Annotated in this window: 11 protein-coding genes; 7 read left to right on the forward strand and 4 right to left on the reverse strand. The window is 45.5% G+C overall.

The genetic code is table 11. The features are described 5' to 3' along the window. The first annotated feature begins 381 nt into the window (after positions 1–381). The 4 genes from AC59JT_RS14760 (at position 382) to AC59JT_RS14775 (ending at position 7,350) form a co-directional block, all read left to right on the forward strand. Positions 382–972 carry an RNA polymerase sigma factor gene (locus tag AC59JT_RS14760; protein ID WP_497400239.1) on the forward strand — a complete coding sequence of 197 codons (591 nt, stop codon included), beginning with the start codon at positions 382–384 and terminating at the stop codon, positions 970–972. Positions 973–1,110: 138 nt separating this feature from the next. Next, complete coding sequence (locus AC59JT_RS14765) at positions 1,111–2,166, forward strand: FecR family protein (protein WP_497400241.1); 1,056 nt, start codon at positions 1,111–1,113, stop codon at positions 2,164–2,166. A 247-nt stretch (positions 2,167–2,413) separates the two neighbouring features. Beyond that, entirely contained in the window at positions 2,414–5,674 is a 3,261-nt protein-coding gene (locus AC59JT_RS14770; protein ID WP_497400243.1) for a TonB-dependent receptor, read from the forward strand. 11 nt (positions 5,675–5,685) lie between these two features. After that, positions 5,686–7,350: a RagB/SusD family nutrient uptake outer membrane protein gene (locus AC59JT_RS14775; RefSeq protein WP_497400245.1), complete on the forward strand. Its 1,665-nt coding sequence runs from the start codon at positions 5,686–5,688 to the stop codon at positions 7,348–7,350. Positions 7,351–7,504: 154 nt separating this feature from the next. Here AC59JT_RS14775 and AC59JT_RS14780 read toward each other — a convergent pair whose 3' ends face one another. Beyond that, positions 7,505–8,374, reverse strand: a complete 870-nt coding sequence (locus AC59JT_RS14780) for an AraC family transcriptional regulator (protein ID WP_497400248.1) — start codon at positions 8,372–8,374, stop codon at positions 7,505–7,507. A gap of 147 nt (positions 8,375–8,521) precedes the next feature. On the opposite strand from AC59JT_RS14780, the gene AC59JT_RS14785 reads away from it, so the two are divergent. The 3 genes from AC59JT_RS14785 to AC59JT_RS14795 are packed head-to-tail and all read left to right on the forward strand — an operon-like array spanning position 8,522 to position 13,458. Continuing rightward, on the forward strand, positions 8,522–11,461 hold the full coding sequence (locus tag AC59JT_RS14785; protein ID WP_497400251.1) for a PVC-type heme-binding CxxCH protein: 2,940 nt from the start codon (positions 8,522–8,524) through the stop codon (positions 11,459–11,461). 6 nt (positions 11,462–11,467) lie between these two features. Continuing rightward, entirely contained in the window at positions 11,468–12,328 is an 861-nt protein-coding gene (locus AC59JT_RS14790; RefSeq protein WP_497400253.1) for a sugar phosphate isomerase/epimerase family protein, read from the forward strand. Positions 12,329–12,342: 14 nt separating this feature from the next. After that, positions 12,343–13,458 carry a Gfo/Idh/MocA family protein gene (locus AC59JT_RS14795; RefSeq protein ID WP_497400256.1) on the forward strand — a complete coding sequence of 372 codons (1,116 nt, stop codon included), beginning with the start codon at positions 12,343–12,345 and terminating at the stop codon, positions 13,456–13,458. 40 nt (positions 13,459–13,498) lie between these two features. Here the strand turns inward: AC59JT_RS14795 and AC59JT_RS14800 are convergent, their stop codons facing one another. The 3 genes from AC59JT_RS14800 to AC59JT_RS14810 all read right to left on the reverse strand — a co-directional run bounded on the left by AC59JT_RS14800 (position 13,499) and on the right by AC59JT_RS14810 (position 17,398). Then, positions 13,499–15,157: a hypothetical protein gene (locus AC59JT_RS14800; RefSeq protein WP_497400262.1), complete on the reverse strand. Its 1,659-nt coding sequence runs from the start codon at positions 15,155–15,157 to the stop codon at positions 13,499–13,501. Positions 15,158–15,423: 266 nt separating this feature from the next. After that, entirely contained in the window at positions 15,424–16,893 is a 1,470-nt protein-coding gene (locus AC59JT_RS14805; RefSeq protein ID WP_497400266.1) for a sensor histidine kinase, read from the reverse strand. A 58-nt stretch (positions 16,894–16,951) separates the two neighbouring features. Continuing rightward, complete coding sequence (locus AC59JT_RS14810; protein WP_497400269.1) at positions 16,952–17,398, reverse strand: response regulator; 447 nt, start codon at positions 17,396–17,398, stop codon at positions 16,952–16,954. Between the last annotated feature and the right edge of the window lie 19 nt (positions 17,399–17,417).

A 17,417-nucleotide genomic window follows, 5' to 3' on the forward strand; every position in this document is an offset into this window, starting at 1 on the left:
GCGTAGCACCCTAAAACGCTACACCCCTAACACTCGCTACACCTATGGCTATCAGCAACTTACAAAAACAGCCGCTACACCTGTGCATTATTGCGCTACCCCTGTTTTTCAGTTTTACAGAATGGCTAACAGGGCATCAAACCCAAATTTGTAATTGCGGCTCCCGGCAAACCAACAAGGCACTTATTATTAAAAATATTAAATAGTTAACGAACACGATGTAGTAGCGTCAAAAAGCCGTCTATAGTTTAAAAAAGGCATTTTTTTGGTTGATAAGGCAAGGCCACAACTACAGGGTGTTTGAATTAGTGGCGAAAAACTTATAGTTTTATTGATTGGAGAGCTTATCATATCCTACTCCTTTATTAACCAGTTTTGCATTTGAACAGAGACGGAATAAGTGTTGAAGGTATACAGTCGCCCGGGCAGGATGACCACAACCGGCGTGCTTATACCAACCTGATCAAGCAATATTCCAAACAACTTTTCGACTTTGGTTACCGGTTTTGCCCTGATGAGGACATTGTTAAAGATTGCATCCAACAACTTTATCTCGACCTATGGAACCGTGGGTTTGACATCAGCGGCAGCAATACTATTAAAGCCTACCTTTTTAAAGCCATACGTAACCGCGTGCTGCGCGAAAAAGAGAAATGGGCCAAAAACAACCCTTTAAACGAGGATTACAGCTTTATGCTGGAGTTTGGCATTGAACATAAACTGATAGCCGACATTGCCGACCGCGAACTGGCCGAAAAGGTAAAAAAAGCACTGCAGGCCCTGCCCGAACGGCAACGCGAAATTATATACCTCAAATTTTTTGAGGGGCTTGATGTTCAGCAAATAGCTATTGTGATGAATATTAATAAGCAATCGGCACATAACCTTTTGCAAAAGGCCTACAACAGCATCAGGGCTGATTGGGGCGTACTTACCTTCTTCATCGCAGCGCTGCATTTGCAGCGCCCTTAAAGCATTCCCACTAATATCTTCACAGATTAATATATTGTTTTACAGTTATTTAATAATTATTTGAAAAAAATATCTATTAAATAGGGTAATATAAGCAGGTAAGCGGGTATTACTATTGAACCGATCAATAATACCTTTATGAAAGATTACCGGGACTTTACTGCCGAGGACCTCCTTAGCGATGAGTTTTTTATGGAATGGGTGCTTACCCCTGGCACCGAACATACCTTATTTTGGGACAAATGGCTCGCTGAAAACCCTGATCGCGTTCACGAGGTTCAGCGTGCAACCAATATTGTTAAAGCCCTATACATCAAACCCAACGACAGGCAGCTAACAGATGATGAGGTAGCCACCATGGCCGATCATTTTCTGCAAAACACGGGTGCCCCGCGTGCGCGCATTTTTACCTTACCTGTGCGATGGGCTGCTGCGGCTGCTGTTTTAATAGTGGCCCTGGTTTCAACACTAATGCTTTCCAAGCAAAATAGTAAGCCTGCTGAAACAGCTCAAACAAATGCTTCTGTAGCCCAACTCATCAACATAAAAAACGCTGAACAAACCTCAAAAATGCTGAAACTAAGCGATGGCAGTATCATCGTGCTTAAAGGGCATTCGGAGTTAAGTTATTCGCCTGCATTTGGTAAAGCTAAACGCGAGGTATTTTTAAAGGGCGAAGGCTTTTTTGAAGTAACAAAAAATCCCGCCAAGCCATTTTTAGTACATGCCGGCAATATGATAACCCGGGTATTGGGCACCAGTTTTACAGTAAGCGCCTACCACGGCGATGACGATTTTAAAGTGATTGTAAATACCGGCCGCGTACAAGTTTACGACAAACGCAAAACTGCCGATGGTACCGGCGACGGCGCAGTAATACTGATGCCAAACCAACAGGTTATACACCCGCGTGGCCTTGGATCGCTTAAAACAAGCACGTTGAAAGAGCCGCTTTTACTTTCGCCCGAGCTGGCTAAAAAAGAGTTTTTATTTACCGATGCGCCGCTGCCTACCATTATTGCCAAATTGGAACAAGCTTACGGCGCCACCATTAATTACGATAAAGCAAAATACTCCGATGTTACTGTAACCGCTTCTTTATCCAAGCTTCCGCTTGATGAGAAAGTGCGCGTTATTTGCAAGGCTATTGATGCCAAATGCGAATTCAAAGACGGCAACATCTGGATAAGATAAGAAACCAATCATAAAATTATAAACCAAAAATCCCTACACACTATGAGAAAAAACGATTCATAAAATCCCCATAAAAAAACAAAACCGATAGTATTCGCAGTACTACCGGTTATTGTAAGCCCTTTAATGATGTTGAGCCATTTTACACACCTTTTCAGGTTGTGCGGGGGCTTCTTTGTCGAGTTTTAATCAGAAAATTATAACCCAAATCAAATGTATGAAATATAAATATCTACTCGTAAAAATTATGAGAATAACATTTTTACAGTTAACTATTTTGATCTCGGTGTTTGGGACCGCGCTTGCCAAAAACAGTAAGGCGCAGGCGGTCTTAAACACTAAAATTACCATTAACGAGCCATCTATAGGTTTCGACAAACTGTTGAAACAACTGGAGAAAGATTACGATGTGAACTTTGTTTACAGCCCAAAAGCGGTAAATGTTAAAGTAAAAGTGAACGCCTTTAGCCAGGTGCGCCCTTTAGCCGAACTGCTTGACCAGATACTTACGCCGTTAAACCTTGAGTATGAGGCATCAGAAGATGTGATCATCATATCAAAAAAACAGGCCGATAAAAGCCTCCGCCAGCAAATTGCCGTAAACATCCCCATAACCGGTAAGGTGGTTGACGAGAAAACCGGCGAACCCTTACCCGGCGTAACCATAAAGGTAAAAGACAGTAATATTGGCACGGTTACAGATGAAAATGGTATTTACAAAATAACCGTTCCGAGCGAGCAATCTGTATTGGTTTTTTCCTACATCGGCTACGCTACCGATGAACACCTTGTCGGCACATCGGCCATTATTAACGTAGTACTAAAGCTTAACCAAAGCAACCTGAGCGAAGTGGTGGTAGTTGGTTACGGTAAACAAAAACGTACCAATGTAACCGGCTCAATTGCCAGCGCCAATTTAGAGGTATTTCGCGATGCGCCTAATACCAACATTGCGCAATCATTACAAGGCGCGGTGCCGGGCCTTAACGTTGGGCCGGTAACTGTAGCGGGTTCTACGCCATCCATCTCTATCCGGGGTCGTGGCTCGTTAAACGGTAACCAAAACGCGCTTATTATATTAGATGGTGTGCAATACAACAGTTCGCTGCAATCTATCAACCCTGATGATATAGAGAATATTGATGTTTTAAAAGATGCAAGTTCTACCGCAGTTTACGGTGCGCAGGCAGCCAATGGCGTGTTGTTAATTACCAGCCGCAAAGGCAAAGCCAATAGCAAGCCACGTATTACCTTTTCAAGTTCATTTACCACGCAAACCCAGTCGGGCAACTTACGCATGATGAACCGTGAAGAGACGCTTGAAAAAGTGCGTAACTTTTATTGGGACGAAGCCTTCCTGGCACCAACTTATACACAACCAAACCCGGCATTTAACATAGCCAACCGGGTAGACGTTTCGCAGCGCGATGCCAGCGGCAATCTGGTAAGCACCGATTTCGACTGGGAAAAAGCCGGCAGGCAAACCGGTATGATCAATGATAACCAGGTAAGTATTTCGGGTGGCGGCGATAAGATAAATTATCTTATCGCCGGCGCTTTTACCAACCAGAAAGGTATCGTAATTAATGACCTGTTTAAACGTAAAAGTTTGCGTGCCAATATTGAAACGCAACCGGCAAGCTGGTTTAAAGTAGGTGTACAGGCATTTGGTTCGTTTGTTAACCAGGATGGCGCCGAGCCTTCGCTTACCGACCTTCGCCGTCAGTCGCCGTTAAACCCGGCATACCGGGCCGATGGTACGCTTATAGTTAACACTTTTGAGGGTAACAACTCTACCAGCCCCTTGCTAACCTATGATGTTGACGATTTTGAGCGCCATAATTATTTCTTCGCCAATTTATATACCGACGTTAATGTCCCTTTTATAAAAGGCCTCAACTACCGCATGAACTTTGGCAACAACGCCCGTACAGATCAGCGTTACAGTGCCAGCATATACGCCGCAGGCCAAACCGGTGAAGCTTATAAACAAAACGAGCAGTATTACGACTATATGTTCGATCATATTTTAACATACAGCCGTATTTTTAGCAAACACTCTATTACCGCTACAGCGCTTTACGGTTCTATCGAACGTAAAGACGACTATACCGAGGCCAAGGCAAACGGCTTTACCAGGCTTACTTTGGGTTATAACAACCTGCAACAGGGTACCAACCGCTTCACCACATCAAATGCCTGGAAGGAAGCGCTGGCCTACCAAATGGGTCGCTTAAATTATGCTTATGACAATAAGTATTTATTAACCGCAACGGTAAGGCGCGATGGCTTTTCCGGCTTTGCTAAAAACTATAAATATGGCGTTTTCCCGTCGGCATCAGCAGGCTGGGTATTCACCGAGGAATCATTTGTAAAAGATGCCAAATGGTTAAACTTTGGTAAGTTAAGGGTGGGTTATGGTGTAAGCGGTAACCAAACCAGCCGCTATAGTTCTATTGACCGTGTACTTACGCAACCGGCTTACATATTTGGCGATGGCGGTACTACCCAATATGGCCAATACATTGAAATATTAGGCAACCCCGATTTGAAATGGGAGCGCACATTTGAGTTTAACGCCGGTGTTGATTTTACCGTGCTTAATAACCGGTTAACAGGTAGTGTTGATTTTTATGATCGAAACACCAAAGACCTTTTATACCTGGTTAACATACCAAGTATTACCGGGTACAACAATATAAATACCAACATTGGCCAGATCAATAACAGAGGTTTTGAGATAAGCCTGAATTCAAAAAATATTGAATCGGGCCCCTTTAAATGGAACACTACGGTATCATTCTCGCGTAACGTTAACAAGATCATCGAGTTGTTAGGTACAGGTGATTTGATAGCCAGCACCCTTTTTATAGGTAAACCAATCAGGTCTGTATACGGGTATCGCACCAACGGCATTTACCAGGTAGGCGAAACTACACCTACCGGCTACTTTACCGGTAACTATCGCGTGGTAGACAATAACGGCGACGGCGTTTTAAACACTGCCGACAGAAGCATACTAGGCTCTGAAGACCCTGCTTACCGTTTTAGTGTTTTAAACTCGTTTAAATACAAGGGCTTTTCGTTGAGTGTGTTTATCAACTCTATACAAGGTGGTACAAACGGCTATTTAGGCAATAACAGCCAATCGCGTCTGCGTACTGATAACGATATCAGGTGGAACTGGATAAGCTCTATCAATTTCTGGAACCCGAGAAACCCTGATGGCGAATATCCATTTTACCAAAAGGCACCTACTATTAACCCGGATGTATGGCGCAACAGAAGCTTTGTACGTATACAGGATGTAACCCTGTCATACAGTTTTCAAAACGCGTTTACCAAAAAGCTTAACATTCAAAACCTGAATGTATTTGCCAGCGGTAAAAACCTGCACACTTTTACGAAGTGGAAAGGCTGGGACCCTGAAACCAGCAATGGTGGCTACAACCTTGACGGCCGCCCATTACTGGTAGGCTATTCATTTGGTGTTAATTTAACTTTCTAACAGAAACAGACATGAAAAAAGTAACTTTTATAACAGGCCTGCTTGTCATTTCGTCCATATTATCATGCAAGAAAAGCTTTCTGGATGAAAAACCGCTTGACTTTTTAAGCGGCGCGAATGCCTATGTAACCAACTCTGATTTTACCATAGCTATAAACGATATGTACCGTGTAACCCGTACCGAGTTTTACACGCGCGATGAAAACTTCCCGTTTGATTACCTGTACGGATGCGACATTGTTTATGATGGCCAGCCTGATCCTGCCCGCCACACCAACATGGCGGCAGCTTATCAGCCAAGTGGCGGCCGTAATATTCCGCTAACGCACTGGTCGGCATTTTATAAGATCATCTCCGAGGCTAACATCATCATAGCCCGCGCGCCATCATCGCAAATGACGGATGCACAAAAAAACCTGGCTGTTGCCAAAGCCCGCTTTTTCAGGGCACTTGGATACCGCAGTTTGGCTTATTTATATGGTGGCGTACCTATTACCCTTAGCGAGGTTAGCGTACCCAAAACAGATTATGTACGTGCCACTAAAGCCGAGGTTTATAAACAATGCATTGAGGACCTGAAATTCGCGGTAGCAAACCTGCAACCTATTAATACGGTACAGGATGGTGAGATTAACGTAGCCGCAGCGGGCCATTTATTGGCCGAGGTGTACCTGGCAGCAGGCGAATTTCAAAATGCTGTTGACGCTGCTACAGCAGTTATCAGCAGCCCGCTGGTAAGTTTAATGAAAAACCGTTTCGGCACCAAATCAACTGTGGCTACAGGCAATGTGTACTGGGACCTTTTTCAGCAAGGCAACCAAAATCGCAAATCTGGCAATTTGGAGGCACTGTGGGTTATCCAGTTAGAAACCGATGTTCCGGGAGGCGCTTCCGTATCAACCCAGCAAGGTGGCAATTACTTACTGGAACGTCATCATGCACCGTACCTGGCACAGATCACTAAAGTGCCTAACCCGTTCCTGCACCCTATCAGCGACCTTACCGGTGGCCGTGGTATAGGCTGGGCCATATCAACCAATTACTTTAGTAACACCATTTGGCAAAGCGATTTTAGCAATGATATCCGTAACGCCAATATCAATATGGTACGCGAATTTGTTGCTACCAATCCGGCATCGCCACTATATAAAACGGTGATAACTACTGCTAACCCGCCGTCGGGCATGACTGCGCCTTCAAGGCCTTTTTACACCTTCCAGGCTAAATGTACCACACCGGGAGGCCACCCGGCGGGTTTGTTTCAAAACCCGGCTAATGGTTTGTTAAAAGCAACTGCAGGCGGAACTTACATGGATCAGTATATGTTTAGGCTGGCCGAAACCTATTTAATAAGGGCCGAAGCTTATTTGGGGCTTACGCGCACTGACCTTGCCGCTGCAGATCTGAACACCGTTCGCAGCCGTTCAAACGCATCAGCTGTATTGCCTGCCAATGTAAACATGGACTATATTTTAGATGAGCGCATGCGCGAATTAGGTGTTGAAGAAAAACGTCGCCTCACCTTGATGCGAACCGGCCTTTGGTATGACAGGGTAAAAAAATGTAACCCGTATTACAATGATGCAGATCCTAAATACAACCTATGGCCTATACCGGCCGACGAAATAGAGCGTAATAACACAGGCAAACTAACCCAAAACCCGGGTTACTTGTAAAACACTTCTCCCGGTTGCCATGCTTGGTTGGCGCCGGGGTTGCTACCACCAACCTGTACGGGGAAAGATATTAGCTCTAAAACAATACCCCTTATGGTTGGTTAGCCGCTTTACGAAAGTAGAGCGGCTTTTTTGTTTTGCATGCGCGATGCGACTAGATAGTTAAAAACTCGCGTTTATAATCCGAAGGGGTTTTGAGCATTTCATTACGGAATAGCTTATTGAAATTAGAAAGCGTTTTAAAACCCGAGCGCTCGCATATGGCCGCGATGCTCAGGTCTGTTTCGGTTAAAAGCTTGCAGGCATGCTTTACCCGCAGCTCGGTAACAAAGCGGGCGAAACCCTTGTTATTTACCTTGGCAAAATAACGGCTGAATGAGGATGAGGTCATACATAACAGGTCTGCCAGCTCATCCTGGTGGATCTTTTTCCGGTAGTTTTTCAATATATACTCATACACCTTCCCCATACGGATGGCTTCGGCATTGTTGATAGGGTCAACATATTCGGTATGCGATATAACGTGGTAATCTTTTGTGTTTGATAACAGGTTTAAAATTTGCAGCAGATGGATAAACGCGGCCATCCCTTTTAACGCTAATAGCTCCTTCATCAAGCCAATTACCTTACGTTTCACAGTGCCATGAAATTCAAGGCCCCGTGACGATCGTTGAAAGAGCTTGCTTAGTTGCGTCATCTCTTCTTTTGACATAATGTGCTCGCCCAATAAACTTTCCTGCAGGTATAGTACGATGCCCCTTATCCGCATATTACTGTTCTTCTCAAAATAAGCTTCATCACTACGCCACAAATGCGGAAGGTTGGAGCCTATTAATATAAGCTCGTTAGGTGCAAAGGCTTTTATACTATCGCCAATAAAGCGTGTGCCGGTGCCTTCCAACGGTACAAATAGCTGGTACTCGGAATGCGAATGCCAAACCGGGTCAAAAAAATGATCCTCCAGGGATTTGATCATAAATATCTGCGATTCGGGAATGGAAGATTTATGAATGGCCGCTTTCATTGAGTTATTATTTGCATCAAAGAAATCAAAAATAAAAAACAAGAGACAAAAAACAGTCAGAAATAGACAAAAAACAGAATGATTTGCTTTGGATATTTGTTAATACCCTGAAACCAATCAGGCATACAAACCTACTTTCAATAATTCATGAAAAAATATACCCTATTGGCTGCGCTGTGCATAGCAGCCCTCATCAGTATCAAGGGCGTTTTTATCAAAAGCGCGCCATCCCATCGTCTGGAAATTTTGCTGCTGGGGCACACTGCTCAGCATCATGAGTCGGGTAAACTGGCGGAGATTGTTCAGCAGTCTTTTTTTAAAGACGGCATTAATATCACCTACACAACAGATCCTAACGATTTGAACGACGTCACGTTATCCAAATACGATGGCCTGATGATCTATGCCAATTATGATACGATCTCTGCTTCGCAGGAAAAGGCCTTGCTGCAGTTTGTTAAAAGTGGCAAGGGTTTTATACCCGTGCATTGCGCGTCGTATTGCTTCCGCAACTCGGCAGAGTATGTTAAAATGGTAGGCGGCCAGTTCAGCACCCATAAAACGGATAGCTTTCCGATGGTCGCGGTTGATAAAAAACACCAGATCATGAAAGGCATCAACCCTTTCACTACCTGGGACGAGACCTATGTGCACACCAGCATCAACAAAAGCATCCATGTGCTAACCGAACGCGTGGAAGGCACACACCACGAACCTTACACCTGGACCAACAACTACGGCAAAGGTCGCGTATTTTACACCGCTTACGGGCACGACGAGCACACCTGGAAAAACCCGGAATTTTTAAAATTGTTAGAGAACGGCCTGATATGGGCAGTAGGAAAAAAAGCTGAAAAGGAATTAGCGAAACTCGCTAAACCAAACCCTGCTTATACTGATGCAGAGATCCCGAACTACGAAAATCGTAACCCCGTACCTAAACTGCAGGCACCCTTATCAGCCACCGAATCGCAATTGCTGACGCAGATACCGGTTGATTTTAAAATGGAGCTTTTTGCACAGGAGCCCGACATTGAAAAACCTATTGCCATGGCATGGGATGAGCGCGGCAGGTTGTGGATACTGGAAACCATTGATTACCCTAACACCGTACGAGAAAACAAAGGCGAGGGCCTTGACCGCATTAAAATTTGCGAAGACACCAACGGCGACGGCAAGGCCGATAAGTTCACCATATTTGCCGATAAACTAAACATCCCTACCAGCATTGTCTTCGCGCGTGGCGGAGTGATCATTTCGCAGGCGCCTGATTTTATTTTCCTGAAAGATGCCGACGGCGATGACAAGGCCGACATACGCGAAAAGCTGATTACCGGCTGGGGCACCTTTGATACGCATGCCGGCCCGTCAAACCTTAAATATGGTTTTGATAACAAAATTTGGGGCACTGTAGGCTACTCAGGCTTTAACGGCACCGTTGGCGATCAGAAATTTAACTTTAGCCAGGCGGCCTACCGATTTACCTCAGATGGTAAAAAACTGGAGCATTTGGGCGCTACCAGTAATAATACCTGGGGCCTGGGTTTTTCGGAGAATAATGATGTTTTCATCTCCACCGCCAACAACTCGCATAGCGATTACCTGGGTATTCCATTGACTTATCTGTCGCGCCTCGCAATTCCGCAGATGGAATCGGTGAGGAAGATAGACGGGCACTACAACATGCACGTGGTTACCAAAAACCTGCGCCAGGTGGATGTGTTTAACGGTTTTACAGCAGCCGCTGGTCATAACCTGTACACCGCCCGTAATTTCCCCGAAGAATACTGGAACAAAATTGCCTTTGTAAACGAGCCGACAGGTCGTGTTATTCACCGCGCGATATTGGAGCCGGATGGTTCTGGTTTTAAAGAAAAAGACGGCTGGAACTTTTTGGCCAGTGCCGATGAGTGGATGGGCCCCGTACAAGCCGAAGTAGGCCCTGATGGCGCCGTTTGGGTGAGCGATTGGTATAACTTTATCATTCAGCACAACCCTACGCCTAAAGGCTTCCAAAACGGCAAAGGCAACGCCTATATCAATCCGCTACGCGATCGCACACATGGCCGTATATACCGCATAGTCTACAACAACGCCAAACCATCAGCCATTACCAAACTGGATAAAAACGACCCGGCACAATTAGCAGCCGCCCTGCAAAGCGACAATATGTTTTGGCGAATGACAGCGCAGCGCTTGTTAGTTGAAGGATGGTACAAGCAAGTTGCGCCGCAGCTGTTTAACCTGGTGCGCAACAAAACTATAGATGCTATTGGCGTGAATGCGCCGGCCATCCACGCACTGTGGACGCTACATGGACTTGGCTTATTAGATGGCACTAATGCCGAAGCTTTAACTGTTGCCGAAGAAGCACTGCGCCATCCTGCTGCCGGAGTACGCAAGGCCGCTTTGCAAGTACTGCCTTTAACTGCCAGAACCATGACTGCTATTCAAAACGCAGGCTTGCTTAATGATGTTAATTTAAATACACGTTTAGCGGCGATATTGGTTATTGCAGATCTGCCTGCTTCTGAAGCAATGGGTAATACCTTGTTGGCTGTACAAAAAGTGCCTCAAAATGCGAATGATTATTGGATAAGTCGCGCTGTTAAAGCTGCCATAGGCACCCACGTAAAAGGCGCTTTAGAAGAAATGAAAGCCGAAAACGAAGCCGTGGCAGCCAAACGCGCTTTGGAACGCGCCCGCCCGGATCAAACGCTTAAAATAGAAGTGGTGCAAAATGAGATGAAATTTGATACCAAAACCTTCAGCGTAAAGGCGGGCAGCCTGGTAGAGATCGAGTTTAAAAACCCCGATTTTATGCAGCACAACTTGTTGATACTGCAAAAGGGTACCATGGATAAGGTAGGCGCAGCGGCCGATAAACTGGCCCAGGACCCAAAAGGACCTGAACAAAACTACGTACCTAAAATGCCGGAGGTACTGTTTGCCACCAAGCTTATCAACCCCGAAGAAACGGTGAAACTGAGATTCAGGGTACCTGCAGATGCTGGCGACTATCCTTTCATCTGCTCGTTCCCGGGGCATTGGCGTATTATGAACGGTATAATGAAAGTGACTAAATAAACAGCTATGCCATTACCTGTAAAATTTGCTGTAAGCACCTGGCTGTTTACCTCACCGTTTCAAACCTCGTCTATCGCAGAGCTTTTCCCGATGATTGCGGGTATGGGATATGATACTGTGGAGATAGCCGTAGAAGACCCGGCCTTGATAGATGGCAACGCGGTAAAGATCGCGCTAGCAGAATATAACCTGAAAGCCATTGTATGTGGCGCTTTCGGCCCCACCCGCGACCTTACCAATGAGGATCCGGCCGTGCACGAAAACTGTTTTAAATACATTGAAGAATGCCTTGACCTGTGCGCCCTTTGGGATACGAAATTTTTTGCCGGCCCCATGTATGCCGCGGTTGGAAAAGCCCGTATGCTGCCACCGGAGCAACGTAAATCGGAGTGGGATCTTGCGGTAAAAAACCTCAGAAAAGTGTGCCATATGGCCTCTGATCGAGGCCTGGAGCTAGCCATTGAGCCATTGAACAGGTTTGAATCAGACCTGGTAAATACGGCTAGTGATGTGGTACGTTTGATCAATGATATAAACCACCCGGCAGCTAAAATACTATTGGATGGCTTCCATATGAATATTGAAGAACCAAGCGTTGAAGAAGCTATTAAACTAGCTGGCGACAAACTGCTACATGTACAGGTAGCCGAAAACTACCGGGGAACTCCCGGCACGGGCCAGGTAAACTGGGATGCCTATCGCCGCGGCCTTGAGGCTATTAACTACCGGGGAACTATATCAATAGAAAGCTTTACGCCTGATAATAAAGAACTGGCGCAGGCGGTTTGTATATGGCACCCGCTGGCGGCCAGCCAGGATAAATTTGCATCAGAAGGACTAACATTTTTAAAGCAATGGGCACAATAGCCTAACCAAATCATATGGAAACAAAAAAAATAAACGTGGCCATTATCGGCTTAGGGTTCGGGGCAGAGTTTATACCTATTTATCAGCATCACCCCGATGCAAATATGTATGCAATTTGCCAGCGTGACCATACCAAACTTCACCAGATAGGCGATGCCTTTGGTATTGAAAAACGCTATACCGATTATGACGAATTGCTGCGCGACCTGGAAGTAGACGCGGTACATATTAACACGCCCATACAAAACCATGCAGAGCAATCAATAAAAGCCTTACGTGCCGGCAAACATGTGGCCTGTACGGTACCCATGGCTACCACAGTTGACGAATGCCGCCAGATAGTAGAAGCCGTTAAAGAAACCGGGCTTACCTATATGATGATGGAAACGGTAATATACAGTCGCGAGTTTTTGTTTGTAAAAGAACTTTATGAAAACGGCGAACTGGGCAAACTGCAATTTTTACGCGCATCGCACCAGCAAGAAATGGCCGGCTGGCCGGGCTATTGGGAAGGCTTACCTCCTATGCACTATGCCACCCATTGCGTAGGCCCTGTTTTGGCTTTAGCCAAAGCCGATGCTGAGTATGTTTCCTGCTTCGGCTCGGGCCGTATTGATGAAAACCTGATCAGCAAATACGGATCGCCGTTTGCTATCGAGAGTTGCCATATCAAGTTTAAAGATTCTGACCTGTCGGCAGAAGTTACCCGCTCGTTGTTCAATACCGCGAGGCAGTACCGCGAGAGCTTTGACGTGTACGGATCAAAAAAGAGTTTTGAATGGACCTTGGTAGAGCACGAGCCTTCTGTGATTCATACCGGGGAAGTGCCCGAAAAAGTGACGATACCTGATTATGCGCACCTGTTGCCGGAGCCAATACAAGCGTTTACCACAGGCGGTGTTTATGATGCGGATGATAACCAGCATCTGTCCTTCCTGCAAGGCTCAGGCCATGGCGGCTCGCACCCGCACCTGGTGAACGAGTTTGTCTCGGCACTGGTAAACAAACGTCAGCCATTCCCTAACGCGCGCCAGTCGGCCAACATCACCTGTGTGGGTATCCTGGCGCATGAGTCGGCCATGGATGGCGGCAAAAAAATAGACCTTCCTACCTTTACCTTAATAGATTAACATGAGTAGTAACCCCCGGTATAATACCGGGGGTTTATTGTTAATTGTCAAAATTTAGCTGGATGCTATTTTGCTGTGGATCAAGCCTGAATACTGCGCCGTTTTCGCCTTTGGCAAACGAACCTTTTTTGGCCAGCAGCTGATAATCATGTCCATCAAAACTATAGTTTAGTTTATTAGCATCGATGCCTTTTAGCGGTACTTTAGTTTGATCAGTAACCGCCAGCTCCAGGAACCAATTTGCGGCAGGAGCGCCTTTCGTGGTGATGCTTATCGCATTCTCTTTCAAATCAATCTCAAAACTACCACCGCCCGAAGGCCATGAAACATGCACGGTTTTGGCATCAACGTTAGTAAATATAGGGTTGCCGCCTTTTACAGGCACCGACTGGCCGTTTTCAAGCGTGTACAAACAGAGGCCTGTTGGCTTTCCCCTTTTACCCCACTGGAAACCATCAATAACAGGCAGCGTATAAAAAAAGCTCTGATTAATGGTAGTTACACCTGTATAGTACTTATCGGGAATAGCTTCGTTAAACAAATGCATATCGGCTATGCGCATATTGCCTTCGTCCCAAAGCAAATTAACCCGGTAAAAGCGACTGTTGTACCATATGGTTTTTTTATCGCTTTCGCCCAGGTCCTTACTTACTGCGAAGGTGGTGGCCGGGGTTACCTTATAAGTTTTTTTAAACCATTCTCCTGATGTTGACATGGTTTCAACACGCACTTTACCCTCGTCGCGCAGTTTAGCTATGATGGGCATTTGCCACTCCAATCCTTTCTGCATATCCTTCCAGGTGAATGAATTTTCCTGGCCGGCCTGGGTGTAATTAAAGCCCAGGGATGGATCATTAGCAAAGCTTTGAAAAAACCAGTTTATCCATTGCTCATTACCCCCGGCGTGCTTATAAACCGGCTCTAACGTGGTTACTGATCGTCCATCTGCATATTGTCTTATCGGGTCGCTTCCCAACATGCGGAATACAGGCACAGGCAATTGTTGCTTAGCATTTTGTGCCGGCATGTAGGCGTTAACACGACTAGGGTAATAAGCCTGGTTCCAGTAACCGCCCCAAAGCGTGAAGCCATCGGTACCTACCTGGTCTTTACAGTTTGCTGTCGCGACTATTTTGTACTTATCATACATATAATTCAGCGAGTGAGCGTCTATCACCCACGAAGCAACCGAGCGCGGATAGTAACCAAATATCTTTTTAAAATCGGCAAAATAAACGTCGATGATCTTCTCGCGCTCGGCGGGAGTGTAACCTACAGAAAAGCCCACATCCGAGTGCCAGTCCCAGGCGTACTTGCCGCGCCATTTAATGCCGGCTTTTTCAATCAGCGGTTGCGGAAGTTCCCACCAGGCGCCTATTTCAAACTCGCTTTTAGGCAGGGTTTTAAGCAGGGTTGTATAACGTTCGTCTATCAAAGCATCATACTGCAATAAAAAAGTACCGCCCAATTTATATTGCTGCATCAATTTGATCTGGCTTACTACAGTTTGGTACAGTACATCTTTGGTAATGCGGGCATCGCGCGGTTCAATATCCCGTATAAAATTGACGATATTAACTATACGCGGGCTACCTTTTGCAGGCTCATCTACCGGGCCATTGCCGGCAAACGAAGATAAGGCGAATATAAACAGCATACCTGCCAGCAGCCAAAAGCGGGCCATATAGTTTCTTTTCATATAATGATTATAATTGCTTACGAAGGTGAGGAAAATTAAGTAAATGACTACGGCCATCTGTCCTGCGCTATCCTGTTGTAGCGGGGAGGTGTCACCCTGAGGCACTCGAAGGGTGCGCGTAGAGGCCTTTGCCCGCATGCTTCGAGTGCCTCAGCATGACACCCTCTTTTTTAATTCGTCCAAACCGGGAAATATCGCGACAGCAAAAAAAGCCCCGGATAAAAATTTATCCGGGGCCATTAGTTTTATGAAGCAAGCCGTAACAATTATGCCGCTTTAAAAGCAACAAAAAAACTGGTGCCCTCGCCCAGGTCAGACTCTACCCAGATGCGGCCGTTGTGGCGTTCCAGTATCCGTTTTACAATGGTAAGGCCCATACCAACACCTTCGTATTGGCTGCTGCTGTTGTGCAAACGGCTAAATATTTCGAATATCTTTTTATGGTTTTCTTTGGCGATACCTATACCGTTATCCTTCACCGTAAATATTTGTTCGCCCTCCTGCTCAAAGCTGCGCACGGTAAGTTCGGGTGTTTTGCTGCCGCGATATTTAATACCGTTGCCCAACAGGTTTTGAAAAAGCTGCACCATTTGTACATAGTTGGCTTCAATGCCGGGCATATCTTCAATGGTTACCACGGCACCACATTCGTTCACTTTGTTTTGCAGGTTTCGCAAGGCTTCCTCGGCGGCTTTCTTCATATCAACCGGCACAAACGCATCCGCCTGCGAATCCAGCACGGTATACTGGTAAATACCTTCAATAGTATTGGTGATATTGTGCGATACATCGGTAAGCATACCCATGGTTTCCTGCAAATCGGGCGACAGGTCATCAGAAAGCATCTGCAAGGTATCAACCAGCAATATGGCCGAAGCAATAGGCGAACGCAGGTCATGGGCAATGATGTAGGCAAAGCGTTCAAGGTCCTGGTTTTTGATGCGCAACATCTCCAACAGGCCGCTATTGTAGGCTTCCAGCTTTTTGTAATTGAGGACAGATTTTACAATGGCCGGCAGCAACAGCATGTGTTCGCCCATGTTTTTATCTTTGATCAGGTAATCGGCCGCGCCGGCTTTCATTATCTCCACAGCCGTTTTTTCCGATCCCTGGCCCGTAGCTATCACTATCGGGATATCGGCTTCTTTAGCCATGGTGATCGAATCGAAAGCGGTACCATCGGGCAAATTAAAGTCGGATACGATAACATCATATCTTTTTTCACCCATCTGCTTTTGCAGATCAGCAACGGTTGATACAATGTCGCACTCGTATTGCGGGTTTAGCTTGATGAACTTCCGTTTGATGAAAGTGATATCGATCTCCTCATCTTCCAGGAATAGTATTTTGTTTTGCCCGGCCAGGGCCAAATGTTCATCAATTATTTGTAGAATAAGTGAAGGTAGCTGTGTAAGATAATTACCTTCAGCATCTTTAGTCAACTCATCGATCACATTATTTTTTACAGATTGTGATCCTTCGGCATCCCTTAAAACCAGCAGCGGGATTTTAGTTAATTCAAGAAAGGGAGTAAGCCGGTTATAAAAGATCCGGTTCACCACCGACTCCTGGACAATGATAAAATCGCAATTGTAAAGCTTTACTGATCGCTCAAAACCGTCCTGGTTCTCGCAGAAGGTAAGTTGGGCTCTTAGTGCTGCATCATTTAAGGCTTTGCTGATCAATGCCTGTTCTTTATTATCGGCTATAACAGTAATTCTCAGATTATTCATCATAAATTAATTACGGTTTTATAGTAAGAAGTTTGGAGAAAAATTTGCTCAGTTTACACTATTACTGTCCCGGTTTGGGTGGTTGATTAAGCATCAGCCAATACATCCCTAACTGCTTCACCGCATCGGCAAAGTTTACAAAGTTGATGGGTTTTACGATGTAGCTGTTCACGCCTAATTCATACGCTTTTTTAATATCTACATCCTCTTTTGAAGATGTCATGATAATTACCGGTATAGATTTTAGCCCCTCAGATGCTTTGATCTGCTCCAGCACCTCAAGGCCATTTACACGGGGTAGTTTAAGGTCAAGTAATATCAGTTTGGGGATAGCTTGCAGTACTTTTTCGGGGCCGGTGCCAAAAAGGTAATCAAGGGCATGCTGCCCGTCTTCCAGCCATTTTATTTCGTTTAACAGGTTGTGTTTTTTTAGCGCGCGAATAGTAAGCTTTGCATCCTCTTCGCGATCTTCTACCAGTAAAACTTCAGGGTATTCTACGGTGATCATAAGGGTAAAAATTACAATT

The organism is Mucilaginibacter sp. A3364 (assembly GCF_059690715.1).

Bases quoted from the DNA above. Each gene is read 5' to 3' on its own strand.
- AC59JT_RS14805 (WP_497400266.1), bottom strand. From the start codon at position 16,893: ATGATGAATAATCTGAGAATTACTGTTATAGCCGATAATAAAGAACAG.
- AC59JT_RS14770 (WP_497400243.1), top strand. From the start codon at position 2,414: ATGAGAATAACATTTTTACAGTTAACTATTTTGATCTCGGTGTTTGGG.
- AC59JT_RS14785 (WP_497400251.1), top strand. From the start codon at position 8,522: ATGAAAAAATATACCCTATTGGCTGCGCTGTGCATAGCAGCCCTCATC.
- AC59JT_RS14790 (WP_497400253.1), top strand. From the start codon at position 11,468: ATGCCATTACCTGTAAAATTTGCTGTAAGCACCTGGCTGTTTACCTCA.
- AC59JT_RS14795 (WP_497400256.1), top strand. From the start codon at position 12,343: ATGGAAACAAAAAAAATAAACGTGGCCATTATCGGCTTAGGGTTCGGG.
- AC59JT_RS14810 (WP_497400269.1), bottom strand. From the start codon at position 17,398: ATGATCACCGTAGAATACCCTGAAGTTTTACTGGTAGAAGATCGCGAA.
- AC59JT_RS14765 (WP_497400241.1), top strand. From the start codon at position 1,111: ATGAAAGATTACCGGGACTTTACTGCCGAGGACCTCCTTAGCGATGAG.
- AC59JT_RS14775 (WP_497400245.1), top strand. From the start codon at position 5,686: ATGAAAAAAGTAACTTTTATAACAGGCCTGCTTGTCATTTCGTCCATA.
- AC59JT_RS14800 (WP_497400262.1), bottom strand. From the start codon at position 15,157: ATGAAAAGAAACTATATGGCCCGCTTTTGGCTGCTGGCAGGTATGCTG.
- AC59JT_RS14780 (WP_497400248.1), bottom strand. From the start codon at position 8,374: ATGAAAGCGGCCATTCATAAATCTTCCATTCCCGAATCGCAGATATTT.